Below are 21,961 nucleotides of genomic sequence, written 5' to 3'. Positions count from 1 at the left end.
TAAATACCATCTTTAGAATAAAAAATTGAGGGGTCAAAATTATTTCTTATCTTTGCCTTTTCTTTAAAAGTGAATAGGGAACAGTGAAAAGTATCTCAAAAACTGAAAAACAAAGACTAATTATTAATAACTAATAATTAATGCATGTATCTTATTATTTTAACCTATCAAAAAGACCTTACAGAGGTTGAAAAACACTTAGAAGCACATCGCACTTACTTAGATAAGCATTACGTCTCAGGACATTTTATTGCTTCAGGAGCACAAGTGCCCCGTCAAGGAGGGGTGATTTTGTGCAAGGCAGACAGTAGAGGAGAAGTAGAGGCGATCATTACTCAAGATCCTTTTCATAAGCATCAAATAGCTTCTTACCAGATTATTGAATTTATCCCTACAAAATATGCAGAGAGCTTTGGTAAATTATTGTAAATAAGCGAAAACTTAACTTGAAACTCAAACTTAGAACAAATGATGGACTGGCAACACTTGCTTTCTTTGCGCAAACAAGGAGATAAGAACACTCGCTTGCGGAGTAAGGAAGACCCTACTCGGCTAAGCTATGATGTGGATTATGATCGTATTGTCTTCTCTGGAGCTTTCCGTAGCCTACAGGACAAGACACAAGTAATTCCACTTTCAGGATCTGGCTTTGTACATACACGCCTTACCCATAGTATGGAGGTTTCTGTCGTGGGGCGCTCTCTGGGCCGTGCTATAGGGGCAAAAGTACTTCAGAAATATCCTTATCTTAAGGAATTAGGTTATCAGATGAATGATTTTGGTACCATTGTGGCTTCTGCAGCTTTGGCACATGACATAGGTAACCCACCCTTTGGACATAGTGGAGAGAAGGCTATAGGCGACTTCTTTCGTTATCATGAGGGCAGTATCCTTAAGGGACAAATCTCTGAGCGAGAGTATGCTGACTTGTGTAATTTTGAAGGTAATGCTAATGGCTTTAAAATCCTTACCGAAAGCCGTGCTGGCGTACAGGGTGGTTTACGTCTTACCTATGCTACCTTGGGGACTTTTATCAAATATCCTAAGGAATCGTTACCTGTGAAACCTACTAAAGCAGTTTTTGATAAAAAATATAATATTTTTCAATCCAATAAGGAGTTCTTTTATGAACTTGCTCAAGAACTTTCCTTACTTCCCATGGGAGAAGGGGATGAGTTGCGTTATGTACGGCATCCTTTAGCCTTTTTAGTAGAGGCAGCGGATGATATTTGTTATACTCTCATTGACTTTGAAGATGGCATTAACTTAGGATGGATTCCCGAAGATAACGCTCTAGAGTATCTTATACAGCTTATTCGAGGTAGTAAAATTGCCCCAGAGAATATTACTCATAAATACTATCAACTTGCCCATAAGCAGGATAGAATAGCCTATTTGCGTGCTCTTTCTATTGGTACTCTTATTACCGAAGTAACAACCCTTTTTGAGGAAAATGAAGAGTCCCTTCTTAGGGGGGATTTTACCACCGCTCTCTTGGACAAAAGTAAATATAAGAATCAAATAAATGATATCATTGATCTTAGTATTAATAATATATATCAATCATCACAAGTAGTAGAGAAGGAGTTGGCAGGTTATGCTATCCTACAACATCTGCTAAGAGTTTATTTTACAGCAGTATATCATAATTGGCAAGGGAGTACCTCCTCTTATGACCATATTATTCTCAAAACGATTCCTTCACGATATCTCTCCAAACAAGAGAGCCTATATGAGTGTGTGCTTTCTATTACCTGCTATATAGCTAGCCTTACAGATACTCAAACTACTAAGTTACATTCTAAACTTATTGGAATTCTTTAGTCATATATTTTAAGTGAAAAATTATTAAAAGGATATTCAGTGATATGATGGATAAATATTTCTAATAGAGTCTGTTTTTATTTGTCAAGTTCTCTAAAAATCACTATTTTTGCAGTCCAATAAACATATAAATTTATGGCTAAGAAAGTACGGGTGCGCTTTGCACCCAGTCCTACAGGACCGTTACATATAGGAGGGCTGCGTACCGCCCTCTTTAACTATTTATTTGCTAAAAAACATGGTGGGGATTTCCTCTTGCGTATTGAGGATACTGACCAAGTGCGCTATGTGGAAGGGGCAGAAGACTATATTATGGAAGCACTTGCTTGGTGTGGTATTACTTATGATGAAGGTGTAGGTAAAGGAGGAGAACATGCCCCTTATCGCCAAAGCGAGCGTAAGGCTATCTATGCCGAGTATGCCCAAATGCTCTTGGACAAAGGCGATGCTTACTATGCCTTTGATACTGCGGAAGAGTTAGATGCCCAGCGAAAGAACTACGAACAGCATGGAGAGACATTTATCTATAATTGGCATAATCGTCAGAACTTGACCAATTCTTTTTCTCTTTCTCCAGAGGAAGTAAAAGAAAGATTGCAGCGTGGAGATGCTTATGTAGTACGCTTTAAAATGCCACAAGAAACCCTTACCCTGCATGACCTTATTCGTGGTGAGGTAGTAGTGGATACCAAGCTCTTGGACGACAAGGTACTCTTCAAGTCCGATGGTATGCCTACCTATCACTTAGCTAATATTGTGGATGACCACCTGATGGAGATTACCCATGTCATTCGTGGGGAGGAGTGGTTGCCTTCTATGGCGCTGCATGTGCTTATGTATAGAGCTTTTGGCTGGGATGCTCCACAATTTGCCCACTTACCACTGATCCTTAAACCTGCAGGTATGGGAAATGGTAAGCTTAGTAAGCGCGATGGGGACAAAATGGGCTTCCCTGTATTTCCTTTGGAATGGGTGGATCCCGTAACCAAGAATATATCTAAAGGTTATCGAGAGGATGGTTATTTGCCTGAAGCCTTAGTGAATTTCCTTGCACTATTAGGTTGGAATCCAGGAGTAGATCAGGAACTATTTTCAGTGGAGGAACTTATTGCCCTCTTTGATTTAGAAAAAGTTAATAAAGCGGGAGCTCACTTTGATATAGAAAAAATAAAGTGGTTCAATCACCAATACCTACAGAAGATGCCTTTAATTACCCTTGTGGAGAATTTCTCTTCTGTATTAGCTGGGAAAGAAATAAGTGCTTCTAAGGAATCCCTTACACAAATTGTTACTCTTATACGGGAACGTGCTACTTTTCTTACAGATTTTTGGGAACTATCACATTTTTTCTTTGTAGCACCTCATAGTTATGAAGCCAAAGCTTTTAAAAAGCAATGGAAGGAAAATTCAGCCGAGATTGTAAACTCCCTGATAGGTGTGGTGGATAGCCTGACGGACCTGACTCCTGCTCATATAGAGTCACAAATTAAGGACTTTATCACTAAGCATAACTTAGGCTTAGGTCAGGTGATGCCACTTATTCGCTTGGCTCTGGTGGGAGAGATGAAAGGACCTGATGTATTCTCAATTATTTCCATTTTGGGTAAAGAACAAACAATTCTTCGGTTGCAAAATCTTATTCAATATGCTAAGGAACAATAACTTATGAAAAAATATCTCATTGCAGGGCTGGGGAATATAGGAGAGGAATATCGTTATACACGTCACAACATAGGTTTTCTTGCTGTGGAACACTTAGCTCAAGAGAAAGAAGCTCCTTTTGCTACTGCTCGCTTAGGGGATGTGGCTACTTTTTCTCACAAAGGACGAACCTTTGTCTTACTAAAGCCTTCTACTTTTATGAACTTGAGCGGGAAGGCAATAAAATATTGGTTAGAAAAAGAAAAAATTCCTATAGAGAATCTCTTAGTGATAGCGGATGATCTTAATTTACCTTTTGGAAGTATCCGTATCAAAAAAAAAGGTTCTGATGGGGGACATAATGGCTTCAAGAATATCCAAGAAGAGCTTAGAACAACCGTCTATGCCCGTTTGCGCTTCGGTATCAGTGCTAATTATGACAAGGGTACCCAAATAGACTATGTTTTGGGACGATGGAGTGAGGAAGAAGTAGCCCAACTGCCTGAACGATTAGAAAAAATTAGTGAGGCAATCCTCTCCTTTGGTTTAGCAGGGGCAGATACTACGATGAACCTATATAACAATAAGTAGAGATTTGATGGAGGAAGTTAGTTTTCAAATTTATAATGCATCAGCAGGTAGTGGTAAGACTTTTACCTTAGTGAAATCCTTCCTTAGACTTATCTTGGCTACCAAAAATGTGGAAGCATATAAGTCGCTCTTGGCGATTACCTTTACCAATAAGGCAGTTAATGAGATGAAAGAGCGGGTCATCAATAAGTTACTTTTGTTCTCTACTTCTGATCAGGAAATACAAGAGGAAGATAAGAAACCGTCTAAAGACCCTATGTTTAGACAATTAGCTAGGGAAATAGGACTTACTTTTGAACAACTTAGAGAGCGTTCTAAGAAGGTACTAAATTATATTCTTCATAATTATGCAGGTTTTACCATTGTTACTATTGATGGTTTCAATCAACGGCTAATACGTTCTTTTGCTTTTGACCTAAAACTCAATCCAAATTTTGAGGTTTTTTTGGAAACTGATGATCTACTTCGTCTGGCTATAGAGAATCTCCTTAAAAAAACAGAAGAAAACAAGAAGCTAACTAAATTTCTTTTGGAATTCTCCAAAGATAAAATAGAAGAGGATAAGAGTTGGGATATAGAAGAAGAACTCTTTGAGATTGCCAGATTACTTACAAATGAAAATCATTATCCTTATGTGCAGGAACTTAAAGATAAAGAATTAGAGGATTTTGAAAATCTAAAAAAGACACTTAAACAACTCTCCAAGCAGTTATTCAAGTTAGTAGAAGAGGTAACAGCACAATTTTTTTCCTTCTCACAAGAACATCATCTTTCCTCAAAATATTTTATTAGAGGATCTTTATATAATTTCTTTGAAAAAATTAGAAATGAAGGGTTCTTTGCAATTAAAAAGGATTCTTTTGATAGAAATTGGTTTACAGATATTGCAGAAAAACCTTTATACTCCAAAGATATACAGAAAAAGGAACCTGTTGTGGCTCAATTATTAGATGAAAACCAAGCTTGGATAGTGGATTTATTGCAATCTGTAAAAAAAAGTTATTGGTTAGAACAGTTTTATAAACGTCTAACAAGAAATGTGACGCTTTTGGCAGTATTAAAGAATTTGCAGGAGGAGATTCTTGCTATAAAAGAGCAGGAGAATATTCTGCCTATATCAGAATTTAACAGTATTATCCATCAGACTATTATTAATGAACCATTTCCTTTTATCTATGAAAAGATAGGAATACGTTATCAACATTATTTTATAGATGAATTTCAGGACACCTCTATTTTGCAATGGGAAAATATGCTGCCCTTAATAGCTGATGCAGTACATAGTGAAAATCTCAACAAACAACATGGGTCATTACTTTTAGTAGGTGATGCTAAGCAGTCCATTTATCGTTGGCGTGGTGGACGTGCAGAGCAATTTATTGACCTATATAATAAGGATAGGATTCCTTTTTATATAGAACAACAAGTTGTTAATCTGGAATATAATTATCGTAGCGGGAAGGAAGTGATTGCTTTTAACAATGATTTGTTTGCTTATGTAGCTTTAGAATCTTCACTTTTCCAGAGTGAAAGGTACAAAAAGCTCTATGAGGAATCTGTACAAAAAATTCCTGAAAAGGGAGCTAAAGGAGGTTTTGTTAGTATTGAATTTGTAGAAAAACAGACTTCGACCGATATCTCATTGGAGGAAGAAGCAGAAGAATCAGAAGAGGAAGAGAATATCTATATAGAAACAATAGAGAAATATATAAAAGAAGTAAAAAATGAAGGATATTCAGATAAGGATATTTGTATTCTCTCTCGTAGAAATAAAGAATGCACTGAGATTGCTGAAAAGTTAGCTTCAAAGGGTTATAATGTGATTTCTTCAGAAGCTCTGCTTCTCAAAAATGTCCCTGAAATACAGTTTTTAATTCATCTGATTGCCATTTCTCTATATCAGAATAATGAAAAAGAAAAAATAGAGTTACTATTCTCCTATGCTAAAGTGAAAAATCTCACAGATATTCATATGTTTATGAGTAAATATGCACATGAGCCAGTGGAAGTATTCTTTTTAGCTAAGGGTTTTTCTTTATCATATTTTCATTTATATTCTTTCTATGAAGGTATAGGATATGCTATTCAAGTATTTGGTTTAGCAAAGCCTTCAGATGCATATCTTTCTCAATTTCTCAATGTAATTTATGAATATAAGAGTATACGAAATGGTAATATAGCTGATTTTCCCGCCTTTTGGGAGGAAAAGGCAGATAAGTTAGCCATTACTGCTCCTGAAGGAGTAGATGCTATTACTATTATGACAATTCATAAAAGTAAAGGGTTGGAGTTTCCGGTGGTAATTTATACTCATGTGAATGACAAATTGCGTTCTGCTAAAGATATTTTATGGATTGAAGTTGCTCCTGAAAAATATAATGGGTTTAAGCATTTGCTCATAGATGATTATGAAGGACTTGAAGAGGTAGATGCTAATATAGTGCTACAACAAAGTGAAATGGAACTTCTAGATACCATCAATACAATGTATGTAGCTATGACACGTCCTAAGGATGTTTTATACGTTATTAGCGATTTGCCTAAGAAGAACAAAAAAGAGAGGATTACTAATCTCTCTGAATTACTAAAATTATATTTAGAAAGTAAAGGGGTTTGGCAAGAAGGACAAGCACGTTATACTTTTGGTAAACTCTTTCCTTTAGAGGAAAATGAACGGGAATCCATTACTTATATTCCTTTCAAGCAACGTTCTACCATGACTCCTTCATATACTATAGTAACAAATGCAGGAACTATGTGGAATACAGAAAATGGAAAAGCTATAGAAAGAGGAAACCTTCTACATGAAATGTTAGGAAAGATAATCACTGAAGCTGATATTCCAGAAGTATTACAGCAATTTTTTATAGAAGGACGAATCACAGAAGCGCAAATAAATCCTCTTACTTCACAATTGAAGGAGGTAGTTACGAATCCCTTGATAAGAGATTATTATACAAGTAATTATATTATTTATAACGAGCGAGAATGGCTTGACCAGGCAGGAGAATATTTACGTCCTGATCGTGTTGCCTATCAAGAGCAAAAGAGAGAGGCTATAATTATAGATTATAAGACAGGAGATGACCACCCACAATATCAAACACAGCTAAAGCGATATGTTCAGGTTCTAGAGCAAATGGGATGGAGAGTAGGAAAATCATTCTTAGTATTTATTAATGAAGAGATTACTGTGAAAATACTATAATAAGAAGAGAAAATAAAAAAATCCTCATCTTATGGGACAAGGATTCTCTTACAGAGCGGAAGACGAGGTTCGAACTCGCGACATTCAGCTTGGAAGGCTGACGCTCTACCAACTGAGCTACTTCCGCAAAAGATAGAATATTAATCAATATGAAACAGAGCGGGAAACGAGGTTCGAACTCGCGACATTCAGCTTGGAAGGCTGACGCTCTACCAACTGAGCTATTCCCGCCTTTTTTGACGGTGCAAAGGTAAGATATTTTTTTTAACCCACAAAATAAAAATATACTTTTTTGTAAAAAAAATTCTTGTGAAATTTGTGCTCTTATTTGTTTCTTTTCTAAAAGAAAAACTGTAACTTTGCGCCGTATTAACCGAGGACAGATTTGACTGATTGCCACCTCATCGTAAAAACGATAAATGATGCTAAACCAGTAATCTCCTTATAATTATTATTTATGGGATATTTATTTACTTCCGAATCGGTGTCTGAAGGACATCCAGACAAAATCGCTGACCAGATTAGCGATGCTCTTATTGACCACTTTCTCGCTTTTGATCCTTCGTCTAAAGTAGCTTGCGAAACCTTAGTTACCACCGGTCAGGTAATTCTCGCAGGAGAAGTGAAATCCAAGACTTACCTTGATGTACAGCAGATTGCTCGTGATGTAATTAAGCGTATAGGTTATACTAAGAGTGATTATATGTTTGAAGCAAACTCCTGTGGGGTACTCTCTGCCATACATGAACAATCACCCGATATCAATCAAGGAGTAGTACGTAAGGCTCCTGAAGAACAAGGGGCGGGTGACCAAGGAATGATGTTCGGTTATGCTACCCGTGAGACGGATACTTATATACCTCTTTCTTTGTCACTTTCTCATGCTATTGTACGAGAGTTGGCAAATTTGCGTCGTGAGAATAAACAAATTACTTATCTACGTCCTGATGCCAAGAGCCAAGTAACTCTTGAGTATAGTGATGATAATAAGCCTATACGCATTGATAGTATTGTAATTTCTACCCAACATGATCCTTTCGATACTGAAACCAAGATGTTGGAGAAGATAAAGGATGATATGCTCCACATTCTCATTCCACGTATCAAACAGCAATACCCAAAATATGCCCATCTTTTCAATGAAAATATTAAGTACCATATCAACCCTACGGGAGTTTTTGTTATAGGAGGACCTCATGGTGATACAGGGCTTACAGGGCGCAAGATTATTGTAGATACCTATGGTGGAAAGGGTGCTCACGGAGGGGGAGCTTTCTCAGGGAAAGATCCCAGTAAGGTGGATAGAAGTGCCGCTTATGCAACCCGCCATATTGCTAAGAATATGGTAGCCGCAGGCATAGCCGATGAGATGCTCGTACAGGTAAGCTATGCCATTGGGGTAGCTGAGCCAACAGGTGTCTATGTCAATACCTATGGCACCTCCAAGGTACCCCTCACTGATGGACAAATCGCTCAGAAAGTTAGAGAAATTTTCTCTCTACGTCCTTATGATATAGAACAACGACTGAAGTTGCGTTATCCTATTTATAGCGAAACCGCCGCCTACGGACACATGGGAAGAAACCCTGAATTGGTAAAGAAAGTATTTGCTTCTCCTTATCATAATACTAAAACCATAGAAGTAGAACTCTTTACATGGGAGAAATTAGACTATGTAGAGCCGATCCGAAAGGCTTTTAGAATTTAATATAAGGTTATGATAATACTTTAATAAACTTTACTTCTTGCCATAAGAGGTAAAGTTTTTTTGTAACTTGAGAATGATTTTTCACAAATAGCTACTGTTCAAAAGTAAAAGGAGTATTCTAACCAATGGATTGAAGTTATTACAGGAGTAAAATATGATGGATATAAGAGAGATAATGAATAATAATAAGCCGATATCTCTTTTTTTTCATAAAAACAATCCCCAATAAATCTCATATTAACACAGAAAAACAAACAGAAATTGAAAATACTTTTAAAATTTTTATCTCTTTTTTTTGATTAAAAATTTGCAAATTCAAAAATACGTATTACTTTTGCAAAAAAATAACAGGTGTTATATTACAGATGTTATAACAAAGTTTTATGCCGAAATCAACAACAATAACTCAGGAAATAATTATAGAAACTGCTTTTGAGATGGTGCGAAAAGAGGGTTTTGCAGTGCTTTCAGCCCGAAATATTGCTAAGCAAATTGGTTGCTCCACTCAGCCCATCTATTGGTGCTATAAAAATATGGATGACCTTAAAGCCGAAATCTGCAAAAAGGCACTGCCCTTCCTGCAAAGTGTAGTACTCAGTTACTCAAAAACAGGCAATACTCTTTTGGATTTAGGACTTGGATACGTGCGGATGGCATACACCGAGCCTGCCCTATTCAAGGCTTTTTATATGGATAATGTTACCAATGTAAAACTTATTGACATTTTTCCAGAAAGTGAGCGAGTGGTAGAAATAATGAAAAATAGTGAGGAATGCAAAAATCTATCCGATGAAGAGCTGAAGAATGACATTGCTAAAGGTTGGATGTTAGCACACGGTATCGCTTCATTGGTCGCAGTGGGTATGCTTGTTTACGACGAAGATAAAATTTTAGAAATATTAAAATAAATCTGCCTTAATATGAGAACCAATAAAAAAACACTTCGGAATGTAATTTTATTTAGCTTGGTAGCCATCTCTTGCGGATGGATAGGCGTTGGGGTAAACCAGTTGCTTGGCGAACCTTCTAATTTAGAGTCTTTGGGATCAGCGATTTTTATTGCTTCTCCTATTGTGTGTATGATTTTGCTCCGCCTTTTGGGTGGTGATGGTTGGAAAGATTTTCCTTTAAAACCTCGTTTCAAGCAAAACACTCGCTGGTATATCTTTGCTATTGCAGTCTATCCCGTAGTTATTGGTATAACACTGTTTGTTGGCAAGCTATTAGGTTGGGTAGATGTGAGTAAGTTTAGTATTGCTGCCTATCTCCCTGTTTTTGCGGCTGCTTTCTTACCCGTTTTTATCAAAAATATTTTAGAAGAGACGGCTTTTCGAGGTTATCTCACTGTAAAAATGGAACAACTCACCAAAAATGAATGGTTGATTTATTTAGTGGTGGCATTCGTATGCCAAATATGGCACCTGCCATACAATCTCATATTCTTAGACGATGCTTATCAGGCAACCTTTTTCCCTTATAGCAAAGAGTTATTTGTTTTGGTGAGCTTTGTGGTTATTGCTGTTTGGACAATAATGTACACCGAAATTTTCTTTCTATCGCGTTCACTCTTGTTGGTAGTTTTGATGCACTCAATGAAAGATGTTCTTAACCCTCTCATTTCAGAAGGATTTACTGTTATTTCACCCGATAAAACACTTTTAGTATCCCCTCTTTTTGGTCTAATTCCAACATTGATATACTTGGCTATAGGCTTATATTTGAGAAAAATACGCAAAAGTAAAGGGTATCTTCATTCATAATGAATAAAATTGTATAAACCAAAATATTAGCAATATGAACAAAAATAATGAAATGCCAGTAAATGCTGGCTGCTGGGACAAGATCTTCCCCAAAAGCGATAAGGTTGAATATAAAAAGGTCTCGTTTAAAAACCGCTATGGGATTATCCTTATTGGCGATTTATATTTCCCGAAAAATAGCGAAGATAAAAAGCTTGCTGCCCTTGCTGTTTGTGGTGGATTTGGAGCTGTAAAAGAACAAGCCTCAGGATTTTACGCCCAAACAATGGCTGAAAGAGGCTTTGTAGCCTTAGCTTTTGACCCTTCCTATACAGGCGAAAGTGGTGGTGAACCTCGCAATGTAGCATCACCTGATATCAATACCGAAGACTTTTCGGCAGCGGTAGACTGCTTAGGAATCCAACCCTTTGTAGATAGAGAAAAAATAGGAATCATCGGTATTTGTGGTTGGGGAGGTTTTGCACTGAATGCTACAGCTATCGATACACGTATCAAGGCTGTTGCCACTATGGTAATGTACGATATGTCACGTGTTTTCAGTAAAGGATATTTTGATGCCAATACGCCTGAAATGCGTCTGGAAATGAAGCGTTCGCTCAATGCTATTCGTTGGACAGATGCCGAGGCAGGAACCCCTACTCCAGGTTACCCTATGCCCGACACCCCATCGGATAAAGTACCTGAATTCTTGAATGATTATATTGAGTTTTACAAAACGCCACGAGGTTTCCACGAGCGTTCAGTTTCCAATCACGTTTGGACAGCTACTACCCTGCTTTCATTTATGAATTTTCCACTACTGTCGTATGCCAACGAAATTGAGGTACCAACCCTTATGATTGCAGGAGAAAAAGCCCATTCTCGCTATATGAGTGAAGATGCCTACAAGTTGATTGGAACTGAGAAAAAAGAACTGCTGATTGTCCCTAATGCACGTCATACTGATTTTTACGACAATCAAGCTGGAGTAATTCCGTTTGATAAGTTGGAGGCGTTTTTTAGTGAGCATCTTCAATAAAATGAAGTATAAAAACAAGTCTCAAGCTAATGTCTTTTACATATAGCCTTCAACTCATTTCCCGTAACTCATCTTTAAAACTTTAGCTAAGTTAAAAAAAATCAGTATATTTGCGAAAAATTACTTTATATGAAACACTTATACTTCTTATCAATAGTGTTGTTCTCACTAAACGCTACGGCACAGCTAAAAGATTGCGCCACTTGTGCCACCCAAGTGATTAAGGAACAACAAATCAGCAAATTGAGCATAGATGAATTGCGCTTCCTCACCAACGACCTCTACGCTCGCAAAGGTTATAAGTTTAAAGACTACGAAATAAGCAATTACTTTAATGAAAAACCGTGGTATAAGCCTGTGAGTGACAATAGTAAGGTGAAACTCAACGCAGTGGAAGAACAAAATGTGAAGCTATTTCAAGAACGCACGGCAATACTAAAAGCTGATAGAGAAAAACTCATAGAAGCATTGCGAAGTTTAAAAGCAGAAGTACAGAGAGGGCATAGTCTTATTCCCAAAGGTAACTCTAATGAGTATTTTAGTAAAACCATTGCTAAAATAGATATAGATGATATTCATTGGATTAAAAATCAAGGGTATTATAGCGTAGAGGTAGATAACTTTAAGGGGAGTAACAAATATTATATATCTATAGACGGTAGTGAAGTAGAGATTGGGTGGTTTGAAGATGGCCATTCTAAAAAAGTACAAGATGATGATAAGATTAAGGGAGTCTATGATACGGAGGTATTTGAGGTTATGGAAAGCGTTACTTATTGGAGATTCAAATGGAAAAATCAAAAATTGGTATTTATAGAGTCTGGAGTAGCAGGATAAAGAGAAAAAGGGATATTCTTTTTCTTTTGACAATACTGATGTTATGAATAAAATATTTCAAGTAGAAAAGCTTTTAATTATTTGACAAAAATATAAGTGTATGCAAGTATATCAAACAAACTTTGGACAGCTGCGTTATCACGATTTGTCAGGCAGTCTTATCCCTATTCTCTTTATACATGGCTTAGGTTGCTGTGGTTCTATGGATTATCCCACTGTTGCTTCAGGGAGTATTCAGGCACATCGCAGGATTATTCCAGACCTATTAGGTTCAGGATTTAGTGATTATAGTGATGATTTCCCTTATACTATAGAAAGCCATGCCTCCTTGCTAAAAAGCTTTGTAGAAGACCTACAGTTAGAGGAATTGGTTATCTACGGACATAGTATGGGAGGAGCAATAGCTATAAAATTAGCTGAAAAATTGGATAAAAAAGTAAAGTTATTGCTCCTAAGTGAAGCCAATTTGGACAATGGAGGAGGATTTTTTTCCAAAAAGATAGCAAACTATTCCTACGAGGATTTTATAAAATTTGGATATGAAGAGCTCATTAGGGAGAATATTCAAAACAATAACAGATTGTGGGCAAAAAGTCTTTCTCTAACAAACTCAACAGCTATTTTCAAGGAGTCTCTTTCCTTAGTAGAGGGGCAATTCCCTACTTGGAGGAAGATACTTTATAAGCTTCCTACTACTAAAGTCTTCATTTTTGGAGAACAATCTTTGCCTGACCCCGATTGGGAAAGACTACAAACAGAACATATTCAGGTAAAGATAATTCCTAATGCAGGTCATTCTATGGCTTGGGAAAATCCTCAAGGTCTTAGTGATGTTATTTATCAGTCAATTGAGGGAAGAAAAATATTTTTGCCATAAAATACCTTTATTTTAGCAGGATAAAGAAAAAAACAGCGTGCGCTATTCGCACAATTCAACATATATGAATATAGAAGAAATCAAAAAGAAAATACAAATCATCTTAGAGGTTCCTCAGCTAAAACCATTTGGCGGTATATATATGAACCCCGTATTGGAAGAAGCAAAAGTAGCCAAAATAGAGAAAGAGAATCGCATCACTTCAGTTTATCAAAAAGGCTTTTCCTAAGATAGAGGAAACAGATTTTAGGCTAATGACTTATGTGCTTCATAAGCATTATTCTGATATGAATTTAGCAACCCTCATCGCTGAGCTTTATTGACTGAACCCAATAGACATCTATTTTGAAATAGGAAAGTTTATCCAAAGAGAAAAGTACGATGAACAAACTATTCAGCAGTATGAAGCCCAATTGCGAGAAAGTGGTTTTTATGATTGGGCAGCAGAGGAGGAGTAGAAAAGTAAAAATTGCATCCTAATTCAGGTTTATTACAATACATTTGAGAAATGATTAAGACAGACAAGATAACAGAGGCAAATATAATTCTTAAAAGATTCCTTTGGCTTGATATTTATATGGTAGATTTTAACGAAGAGGAAATAATACTATTTGGCACTATGGATGTCTCTTTGGGCAAACAAGTAGAAATCATATTGAAAAAAATCTGTTATATAGATATGCCTATTATGTGGGAATTAGAGGTAACCTCAGAAAATCCAATAGTTTTTATATCTCAAGACGAAATGAATGAGAATTATAAAAACAGATTCCTTGACAATCATAATGGGGTTGGAAACTTATTTATTTTTTCTGCCGAAGGGGTTAATAAAGAAATTAAATATCATATAGTAGCAGACAGTTTTGAATTACATCTTTTAAGTTATGACAGTTATTTTCCTTGGAAAATAAATAATGATATTGTACCAATTTAAAAAAGTGCGAACACTGTTCGCACAATTCAGAATTTCAAAACTAAGATTTGGAAATTAGTAATTTCTAAATTGTAAAACACAGATAATTAATGTAAAATTATTTAGGTAACATTAACTATTATGAAACAGATAATAAACTTATTACTTTTACCCTTTCATTTGCTTTTTTATATAATACATCATTTACTTAAAAAATGTTTCCGATGGTTATTTAAACAAGATTTCGAGTCTTTAAATGCTACTATACAAAATCAAAGAGACTCCATAGATAAGAAAGTAATGAAAATTCAAGATTTAGAAAAAATTGTGCATAAAAACGAATTAGTTGTTGAATTATTGAAAAAACTAAAAAAGAAATATTCTTTCAACTTTATTACCGTTACAAAAGAAGGAGAACCTTTAATAATTTCAACAGATTTGAATATAGATGAGGCTACAATTATTGGAAGTAGATTAGAATATAAGCAGGAATTTCCTTTAAAAGTTGTAACTTTAAATACATCTTCTCCAGAATCATACTATAAATATAAATATAAAGAATGTTTTCCTAATTATGACTGGAAAAGAAGAAATCTTTATAATCAAGAAAAAGAAAGTTACTTACAAATAGTTGATTTTCGATCTACAATTAAAAATAAAGGATATGCTACAGCTACATTTGAAGTCTTTGAAAAATTAGCAAAACAAATGGGGTATTCTGTAATAGTAGGATATTTATCATCAATAGATTTTAAAGACGGAGACCCTTCTCATCTTAAATATTTCTATGAAAAATTAGGCTTTGAAGTAGTTATATTTGAAAAAGGACATAAAAGAGATGATGACGGACTAATATTTAAACAATTATAACAAATAAAATATAACTCAATAATTTTTTAAAATGGTATTTTTATGGAATTTACAGGAGAGTTTTACCCCTTTTATTCGGACAAACCAATAGAGATAGTCGTACAAAAAATGTTAGATTTTGCTAAGAGTATAGGGTATCAATGGGAATATTTCAATCAAGAAGAATATGACCACAGAGGTTATTTCTTTTGGAAGAATAAAAAGATGCTTACTCTACACGACGAGAAAGGTTATAACACTCTTATCAATGGAGAAGGTTGTTTTTGTTTGGAACTAAAGGAAACTAATCTAAACTGTGGGGCAAAATACTTTGAGTTTGAGCAGGAGCCTTATGATAGTTTTTACAATGATTTTTATTGTATTTTTTCAAGGGTATATTATTACTACTTAGTGCTTCCAGAAGCCATTGATGAAAATGATTTTTCTTTGAAAGTTTTTAATACTTTACGGGAGATTTTAAAAAGTTAGTGATATGAATTTAGATGCAATAGATTACTTGCTCTGTAATTTTGCAGGAGGGGCTGACACAGAAGAGTTTGATGATTTTTCTTTTGATTTTAGTGAAAAAGAACATATTACTCATTTTATTGAGAAAGAATTAACTCCTTTTTTCACAAAAAACTTTTCTGCAGAAAAGAAAAAGGAATTAGAAGAACTATTGGACGAGGTTATTAGTAAAGATATTTCATTAGAGGCTCATTTTAATAGCTCTTTGTATCCTTTTGACTTTTCATCCAATGAAAAATTCTTTTTCAAAGAGTTAAAAGCATTGTTATATAAAAAGCATCTCTGATGAATTACCTAAATAAACTAACAGTCATCTTATTAGCAACAACAATTATTCCTATGCAAGCACAAAAAACCAAAGAGAATTTTTCTCAGTATTTCATTAAAGCCTTTACAACAGACCAGCAAGTGATAGAAGCTACTATTACTTTTTATAAAGAAGATAGAGGAAATTCCACAGTGTTATTAGATATGTTTTCTAAAGATGAAACGTTCACCTATACGGGCGGAAAAGTAAAGGTTTTTGTAATGACTTATCAGGACACGCTTAATCATCATTACGAAATGGTTTCAGATGAGGTAAGGTCGCTATTCTATATCCTTCGCAAGCGTTTAGAACAGCAGGGCATAAAACTATTGATACAAGGGGCAAGGCGTCATTATTATATGATTCGGCATTTCAAACAGAATTTCCGAGCGGTAAAGTTAGTTTTAGGAAAAAGGTATGATTATAATAGTGCCGAAATAATAAATATATTTGATCCCGAGAACGATTTTTCACAAATAGCTACCGTTCAGGAGCAAGAAGAATACTTTAACCAATGGATTGAAAGTATTACAGGAGTAAAATACGATGAAAATAAGAGCGATAGTGAATAATAACAATTTAATAGACCTTATTACCGATAGCCACAATACTCCTTTTTGGAAAATCACCTACCATTGGCATAGAACGTATCAGGCTAAGGGCATACAATATCTACATTTTGTAGGGGAGATTACCACTACTTATAACATTCCCGAAGAGCTTATTTCTTTACTAGATAAACAATGTAAATTAGTTAATGAAGGTATATTCTCGGTTGATGAAATTATCGGGGATAAGATAAAGGCTTTTAAACTCAAATTGCAAAATAAGAACGCTTGTATTGTAAACCTTTATATAGAAGGTGATGGTGTAGATTTTTGTATTGTAGAGAATAATTAGAAATTTTATGAAACACTTATTTATTTTATTGTTCCTCCTTACGACCAATGCCTTTGCGCAAGGGCCTTTTGGAGATTATGCCGTGGTGAAGGACAAAGACGGCTATGTAAACATTCGTGCTAAAGAAAGTGTAAAAAGCCAAATCGTAGGCACTTTGCCAAACAATACACTTGTATACACTTTCTTTGGTGATGATGAACCTAATCCTTCTAACTGGGTATATGAAAAGAATGGTTATATACACAAAAGCCGCCTAAAAAAGATAAATGAATTTCCCTCTATAGGTAAAGAGAAAGAAACAGAGAATAGTATTACTATTACCGATAAAGCCATTAGCGTAACCCTTACCCAACAGCCATTTGACAAAACCAAACACAAGATTACCAAGAAAAAACATAAAGAGTATAGTGAGTATATTATTGATGGAAAGAGAGCTCAAGGGTTAGACGGTGATTTGTTTTTACCTGAAGATCATTACAAGAGTATTATTGTAACTATCAACGGCAAAAACGTACCTATCCCTAAAAGTGCTTATGATGATTTGTACGAAGTAGCTATGTATACTGATAATAATGCGGTATATTATGACAAAGAGGAAGATACAATTTACATTATTGCCCATAATGGTAGTGGCGCTTTTTCTTACGAAGTGTGCTGGCAAATAGTAAAAGGCGAGTACAAAACTCGCATTATAGGAGAACCTTAAACCATTTCATTATCGATTGAAAAATTTAGTACTATTTCTTTTCTTAGTTGCTAATATATCGTTAGCACAACAGCGATACATCGGACAAATAAATGACCCCGATGGCCATACTAATATCCGGAAATCTCCTAACAGCAAAGCAGAGATTATAGGCAAATTGCTGAAGAATGAATATTTTTTCTATATAGAAAATCCAAGCGGTTGGTATGAAGTAAGTACCCAACGCAAAGTACAAGGTTTTGTACATAAAAGTAGGATTCAGAAAGTTGATGATAAGGAATTGATTGCGCTAAAAATAAATTTTGGTGATTATGCTGAAAATACCCATGATACGATTGTAAAACTTAACACATTAAAAGAAGCGAATCCTTTCTTTATCATTGGGTACAACTATCCAAAAATACCGTATAAAGAAACAGAAGGCAATGAATTATGGGTAAGTAATAAAGATATTAAGTTAGAATTTGTTACCAAAAAAGTAAACAAAAGCGATTATAAGTTCAAGATTAACAAAAATGGAGTAACAGAAATGATTACGGAAAAAGGAGAAAGTGTTTGGGGATATTTCTATTCAAAAGACTATCCAGAAAAAGAAATTGCCTATATTCGCATTACATTTGCAGGTAAAACGCCTTATCTATTGCCTAAAACCAAATACTTATTTAATTCTACACTCTTATCAGTAAGGGTATATGATAGAGAAAACGGACAATATATGATTGATTTTATGGGAGGCGATGGCGCTGAAGGTTACAACGCTCTTTTTGTATTTGATGAAAAAGGATTGATAAAGCGATTTTTGTATAGAAATTTCTAACCATAAAATAAACAACAAAATGAAACACTTACTTATTTTATTCCTGCTCCTTACGACCAACGCCTTTGCACAAGGTCCTTTTGGAGATTATGCCGTAGTAAAAGACAAAGACGGCTATGTAAATATTCGTGCCAAAGAAAGTGTAAAAAGCAAAATTGTAGGTACTTTGCCCAATAATACACTTGTATACACCCTCTTCGATACTACATATGATGAAAGTGGTGAAGAGATATCTTTTAATTGGTTGTATGTAGATAAAGGGTATGTACATAAGAGTCGTCTTAAAAAAGTACAAGACTTTCCTTCGGCAGGGCTAAAGAACAAGATAATAGCCTTACCATTACAGGGAAAGGTATTAGCGTGCCCCCTTACCAAACAGCCATTTGATAAAACCAAGCACAAGATTACCAAGAAAAGGCACAAAGAGTATAATGAACTTATCATTGACGGAAAGCGGGTGCAAGGACGGAATAATGATGAGTTTCTACCGCTTGATCACTACAAAAGTATCACGGTCATTATTGATAGTAAAGATGTTCCTATCCCTAAAAATGCCTATGATGATTTGTATGAGATAGGGCTTTATATGGATAATAATTTTGTGTATTATGATAAGGAAGACGATATTCTCTATATCATTTCCTACAATGGAGATGGTGCCAATGCCTATCAGGTTATGTTGGCAAATAGTAAAAGGCGAATATAAAACTCGTATAGTGAGAGAGCCGTTTTAATCTATGTTTCTATCTTTTTATAATGAAAATAACTTTACCTCCCTATGCTACAACAGAGGACCTGCGAAAATGTATGGTTGTTGTTCAGAAAATATTAGATAGCAAAGCTATTAATATTAATGATAAGCAGTGCCAAGCCATAGCTTTAGAAGTTATGGGAATTTCTTATGCCAAAGGAGGGGACTATTCCTCTGAAACTATTAAGAGTTTTGCTGAAAGTTATTTGAAAATAATTCGAATATGAAATTGCAAGCAACCCTATACATTCCTGAAGACAAGGAAGATTTTCATATAGATATTTATGATGAGCAAGCCTCTGATTATCAAATAGCTGAAATATTCAGAAAAGGTGATAAAACAATAATTGATATATACAACAATCCTAATGATACCCATAAAGAATTGGATTTGGAAGAGTTTATTAGAGTACTTTTGAAATCGTATAATGAATTGAAAATCTGATTATTACAAAGTTTTGATACAAAAGCAAATAACTTTACTTCTTTATGTTGCAAATGAAAAAGAAATATACAACTTATGGAAAACTCCTTTATATAGTGTTATTTATAGCATTATATGGGCTTTTCCGTTCTGAGCCAGCACTTACTGAGCAGTGGTATAGCACAGGGCTTTATCCCTATATAGGGCGAGTAGTGCGATTTTTGTTAGGCTGGATTCCTTTCTCTGTAGGGGATATCCTCTATACGGGGATTGCTTTAGGGGTGGTGTACTGTGTCATTAGGTATTTTAGGCGAATACGTAGGGCACCGCTTCACTTTTTTAAAAAAGTAGGGAAGGGAGTCATTATCTTTGTGAGCTTGTTTTATTTTCTTTGGGGGTTCAACTATTATAGGCATCCGCTATCGGTACAGTTGGGCTGGAATTTTTCTTATACTGAAACTGAGGTGGAGCAGGTTACCACAAGGCTTGTTGCTGAGGCAAATGCCTTACACCAGCGCCTTGCTTTGTCTAAGGAGCAAGCGGTGAAGATGCCTTTTACTCCAAAGGAGGTCTATGAGAAAATGCCTCAGGGATATAACAGACTTTCTCAAAGATTTCCTCAGTTTGTCCTATATACACCCAGTGTTAAGTCCTCCCTATATAATAAAATACTTACTTATATGGGGTATAGTGGTTATTTAAATCCTTTTACGGGAGAAGCACAGGTGAATGCTTTGGCAACTCAATATAGCTTTCCTGTGACAGTAGCCCATGAAATGGCACATCAATTAGGATATGCTTCGGAGAAGGAGGCTAATTTTATAGGATTTTTGGTTACTTATGACCATGAAGAGCCCTATTTCAGATATAGTGCTACTCTATTTGCTTTGCGTTACTGTTTAAAAGAAATAAGAAAAATATCAGTGGAGAAACATAAAGAGTATATGGACAGAATACGACCAGGAGTTTTACAAAATTATACAGAAGCCTATGAATTTTGGAGCCAATATGAAAATCCTATGGAAGAAGTTTTTAAAAATAGTTATGATACCTTCCTTAAAGCAAATGCTCAAGAAGGGGGTATACAGAATTATGATTATGTAACAGGAATGCTTATTTACTATCTTATGCATAAGATAAATAGAGATTATCTACAAAATGAATAACCTCTATTTATTATTTTTAGAAAAGCCCATGTATAGAAGTATCTATACGTTGGATAATATCTCCTAAATCTTCTTCGTTTTGAACAAAATCTAACTTGTCAACATCAATGATAAGGAGTTTTCCTTTATCATAAGTATCAATCCAATCTTCATAACATTGGTTAAGTCTGTTCAAGTACTCAATGGAAATACTATTTTCATACTCACGTCCTCTTTTTTGAATCTGATTGACTAAGTTTGCAATAGAACTCCTAAGGTAAATGAGTAAGTCAGGAGGCTGAATAAAACTTTCCATGAGCTCAAAGAGTGAGCGATAATTAGAAAAATCCCTTGAGGACATCAGCCCCATAGCATGCAAATTAGGAGCAAAGATATAAGCATCCTCATAAATAGTTCTGTCTTGGATAAAATCCTTTTTACTTTGTCGAATATCCAATACTTGCCTAAAGCGACTATTTAAGAAGAATACTTGCAAGTTAAAACTCCAACGCTCCATATTGGCATAGAAATCATCCAAATAAGGGTTATCTGAAGCATCCTCATAATGAGCTTCCCACTTGTAGTGTTTTGACAATAGCTCAGTTAGCGTTGTTTTACCAGCGCCTATATTTCCAGCAATAGCAAAGTGCATCTTATTCTTCTTCGTCTCTATTTTCGTCCAATATACACTTAATCATTGAGGTGTTTTTAATGCTTTGTATAGTGAAAGCACTTCGAATATTAGATATGATATCTAATTTTGAAATTTTATGGACAACAAAGTTTTGATAATCTTTCATATCCTTAAGAATGAGTTTAAGTAGAAAATCATAGGGACCTGCCATATAATAAGCCTCTTGTACTTCATCAAGATCACGAACATATTGCTCAAATTCTTCAAATAAACCCTCTTGATGGCGAATAAGTTTTACTTGGCAATAAGCTACTAAAGTTTTTCCCAAGGCATTAGGATTCACTACAGCCACATAATTTTGTATGACATTGAGAGCTTCTAACTTTTTGATACGCTCATGTACAGGAGTGATAGAAAGGTTAACTTTTTTAGCTAACTCCTTGACAGATTGCTTGCTGTCTCGTTGTAGTTCGTCTAATAGAATTAGATCGATTTTGTCAAATGATACCATATTCTGTGTATT

25 protein-coding genes, 2 tRNA genes and 1 pseudogene are annotated in these 21,961 nt (G+C 35.2%); 24 read left to right on the top strand and 4 right to left on the bottom strand.

Features of this window, described 5'->3' with window-relative positions:
* Positions 1-144: 144 nt before the first annotated feature.
* The 5 genes from HMPREF9071_RS08110 (at position 145) to HMPREF9071_RS08090 (ending at position 7,264) form a co-directional block, all read left to right on the top strand.
* A complete protein-coding gene (locus HMPREF9071_RS08110; RefSeq protein WP_009746127.1) occupies positions 145-429 on the top strand; it encodes a YciI family protein in 285 nt (94 codons plus the stop codon).
* Between the two features lie 42 nt (positions 430-471).
* Entirely contained in the window at positions 472-1,824 is a 1,353-nt protein-coding gene (dgt, locus tag HMPREF9071_RS08105) for a dGTP triphosphohydrolase (RefSeq protein WP_173301504.1), read from the top strand.
* Positions 1,825-1,959: 135 nt separating this feature from the next.
* Positions 1,960-3,486 carry a glutamate--tRNA ligase gene (gene gltX / locus HMPREF9071_RS08100; RefSeq protein ID WP_009746125.1) on the top strand — a complete coding sequence of 509 codons (1,527 nt, stop codon included), beginning with the start codon at positions 1,960-1,962 and terminating at the stop codon, positions 3,484-3,486.
* Between the two features lie 3 nt (positions 3,487-3,489).
* Positions 3,490-4,056 carry an aminoacyl-tRNA hydrolase gene (pth, locus tag HMPREF9071_RS12155; RefSeq protein ID WP_009746124.1) on the top strand — a complete coding sequence of 189 codons (567 nt, stop codon included), beginning with the start codon at positions 3,490-3,492 and terminating at the stop codon, positions 4,054-4,056.
* 7 nt (positions 4,057-4,063) lie between these two features.
* Complete coding sequence (locus HMPREF9071_RS08090) at positions 4,064-7,264, top strand: exodeoxyribonuclease V subunit beta (RefSeq protein ID WP_009746123.1); 3,201 nt, start codon at positions 4,064-4,066, stop codon at positions 7,262-7,264.
* Positions 7,265-7,318: 54 nt separating this feature from the next.
* Here HMPREF9071_RS08090 and HMPREF9071_RS08085 read toward each other — a convergent pair.
* Together HMPREF9071_RS08085 and HMPREF9071_RS08080 are read right to left on the bottom strand one after the other, a co-directional pair.
* Positions 7,319-7,391, bottom strand: a tRNA-Gly gene (locus HMPREF9071_RS08085).
* 31 nt (positions 7,392-7,422) lie between these two features.
* A tRNA-Gly gene (locus HMPREF9071_RS08080) sits at positions 7,423-7,495 on the bottom strand.
* A 226-nt stretch (positions 7,496-7,721) separates the two neighbouring features.
* On the opposite strand from HMPREF9071_RS08080, the gene metK reads away from it, so the two are divergent.
* The 19 genes and pseudogenes from metK (at position 7,722) to HMPREF9071_RS07985 (ending at position 20,825) form a co-directional block, all read left to right on the top strand.
* Complete coding sequence (gene metK / locus HMPREF9071_RS08075; RefSeq protein WP_009746122.1) at positions 7,722-8,972, top strand: methionine adenosyltransferase; 1,251 nt, start codon at positions 7,722-7,724, stop codon at positions 8,970-8,972.
* A 383-nt stretch (positions 8,973-9,355) separates the two neighbouring features.
* The gene (locus tag HMPREF9071_RS08070; RefSeq protein WP_009746121.1) at positions 9,356-9,880 is read left to right on the top strand and encodes a TetR/AcrR family transcriptional regulator; all 525 of its coding nucleotides are present in this window, start codon (positions 9,356-9,358) and stop codon (positions 9,878-9,880) included.
* Positions 9,881-9,892: 12 nt separating this feature from the next.
* Entirely contained in the window at positions 9,893-10,732 is an 840-nt protein-coding gene (locus HMPREF9071_RS08065; RefSeq protein ID WP_009746120.1) for a type II CAAX prenyl endopeptidase Rce1 family protein, read from the top strand.
* 34 nt (positions 10,733-10,766) lie between these two features.
* A complete protein-coding gene (locus HMPREF9071_RS08060) occupies positions 10,767-11,750 on the top strand; it encodes an alpha/beta hydrolase (protein WP_009746119.1) in 984 nt (327 codons plus the stop codon).
* A 129-nt stretch (positions 11,751-11,879) separates the two neighbouring features.
* Positions 11,880-12,587, top strand: coding sequence for a YARHG domain-containing protein (locus HMPREF9071_RS08055; protein WP_009746118.1), 708 nt, complete (start codon positions 11,880-11,882; stop codon positions 12,585-12,587).
* 100 nt (positions 12,588-12,687) lie between these two features.
* The gene (locus tag HMPREF9071_RS08050) at positions 12,688-13,464 is read left to right on the top strand and encodes an alpha/beta fold hydrolase (RefSeq protein ID WP_009746117.1); all 777 of its coding nucleotides are present in this window, start codon (positions 12,688-12,690) and stop codon (positions 13,462-13,464) included.
* Positions 13,465-13,528: 64 nt separating this feature from the next.
* A complete protein-coding gene (locus HMPREF9071_RS12535; RefSeq protein WP_009746116.1) occupies positions 13,529-13,693 on the top strand; it encodes a hypothetical protein in 165 nt (54 codons plus the stop codon).
* Between the two features lie 279 nt (positions 13,694-13,972).
* On the top strand, positions 13,973-14,398 hold the full coding sequence (locus HMPREF9071_RS08040; protein ID WP_009746115.1) for a hypothetical protein: 426 nt from the start codon (positions 13,973-13,975) through the stop codon (positions 14,396-14,398).
* A gap of 120 nt (positions 14,399-14,518) precedes the next feature.
* Positions 14,519-15,247: a hypothetical protein gene (locus HMPREF9071_RS08035; protein ID WP_009746114.1), complete on the top strand. Its 729-nt coding sequence runs from the start codon at positions 14,519-14,521 to the stop codon at positions 15,245-15,247.
* A gap of 42 nt (positions 15,248-15,289) precedes the next feature.
* A complete protein-coding gene (locus HMPREF9071_RS08030) occupies positions 15,290-15,715 on the top strand; it encodes a hypothetical protein (protein WP_009746113.1) in 426 nt (141 codons plus the stop codon).
* A gap of 4 nt (positions 15,716-15,719) precedes the next feature.
* The gene (locus HMPREF9071_RS08025) at positions 15,720-16,040 is read left to right on the top strand and encodes a hypothetical protein (RefSeq protein ID WP_009746112.1); all 321 of its coding nucleotides are present in this window, start codon (positions 15,720-15,722) and stop codon (positions 16,038-16,040) included.
* On the top strand, positions 16,040-16,633 hold the full coding sequence (locus tag HMPREF9071_RS08020) for a hypothetical protein (protein WP_009746111.1): 594 nt from the start codon (positions 16,040-16,042) through the stop codon (positions 16,631-16,633). Before HMPREF9071_RS08025 ends, HMPREF9071_RS08020 begins: the two co-directional genes overlap by 1 nt.
* Positions 16,608-16,961 (top strand): hypothetical protein, encoded by a 354-nt coding sequence (locus HMPREF9071_RS08015; protein WP_009746110.1) that lies wholly within the window; start codon positions 16,608-16,610, stop codon positions 16,959-16,961. Before HMPREF9071_RS08020 ends, HMPREF9071_RS08015 begins: the two co-directional genes overlap by 26 nt.
* A 7-nt stretch (positions 16,962-16,968) precedes the next feature.
* Entirely contained in the window at positions 16,969-17,667 is a 699-nt protein-coding gene (locus tag HMPREF9071_RS08010; protein ID WP_009746109.1) for an SH3 domain-containing protein, read from the top strand.
* A 16-nt stretch (positions 17,668-17,683) separates the two neighbouring features.
* A complete protein-coding gene (locus HMPREF9071_RS08005; protein ID WP_009746108.1) occupies positions 17,684-18,484 on the top strand; it encodes an SH3 domain-containing protein in 801 nt (266 codons plus the stop codon).
* Between the two features lie 19 nt (positions 18,485-18,503).
* Positions 18,504-19,218 (top strand): annotated as a pseudogene (locus HMPREF9071_RS08000) (SH3 domain-containing protein).
* 22 nt (positions 19,219-19,240) lie between these two features.
* Positions 19,241-19,462 carry a hypothetical protein gene (locus HMPREF9071_RS07995; RefSeq protein WP_009746106.1) on the top strand — a complete coding sequence of 74 codons (222 nt, stop codon included), beginning with the start codon at positions 19,241-19,243 and terminating at the stop codon, positions 19,460-19,462.
* The gene (locus tag HMPREF9071_RS07990; RefSeq protein WP_009746105.1) at positions 19,459-19,680 is read left to right on the top strand and encodes a hypothetical protein; all 222 of its coding nucleotides are present in this window, start codon (positions 19,459-19,461) and stop codon (positions 19,678-19,680) included. Before HMPREF9071_RS07995 ends, HMPREF9071_RS07990 begins: the two co-directional genes overlap by 4 nt.
* A 53-nt stretch (positions 19,681-19,733) precedes the next feature.
* On the top strand, positions 19,734-20,825 hold the full coding sequence (locus HMPREF9071_RS07985; RefSeq protein WP_253908269.1) for a DUF3810 domain-containing protein: 1,092 nt from the start codon (positions 19,734-19,736) through the stop codon (positions 20,823-20,825).
* Between the two features lie 16 nt (positions 20,826-20,841).
* Here the strand turns inward: HMPREF9071_RS07985 and HMPREF9071_RS07980 are convergent, their stop codons facing one another.
* Together HMPREF9071_RS07980 and HMPREF9071_RS07975 are read right to left on the bottom strand one after the other, a co-directional pair.
* The gene (locus HMPREF9071_RS07980; RefSeq protein WP_009746103.1) at positions 20,842-21,456 is read right to left on the bottom strand and encodes a deoxynucleoside kinase; all 615 of its coding nucleotides are present in this window, start codon (positions 21,454-21,456) and stop codon (positions 20,842-20,844) included.
* A 1-nt stretch (position 21,457) separates the two neighbouring features.
* On the bottom strand, positions 21,458-21,949 hold the full coding sequence (locus HMPREF9071_RS07975; protein ID WP_009746102.1) for an Lrp/AsnC family transcriptional regulator: 492 nt from the start codon (positions 21,947-21,949) through the stop codon (positions 21,458-21,460).
* Between the last annotated feature and the right edge of the window lie 12 nt (positions 21,950-21,961).

The sequence above is a fragment of the Capnocytophaga sp. oral taxon 338 str. F0234 genome (assembly GCF_000192225.1).
In the GTDB taxonomy this organism is placed as follows: domain Bacteria; phylum Bacteroidota; class Bacteroidia; order Flavobacteriales; family Flavobacteriaceae; genus Capnocytophaga.
This window is presented reverse-complemented; position numbering and strand designations above follow the sequence as displayed.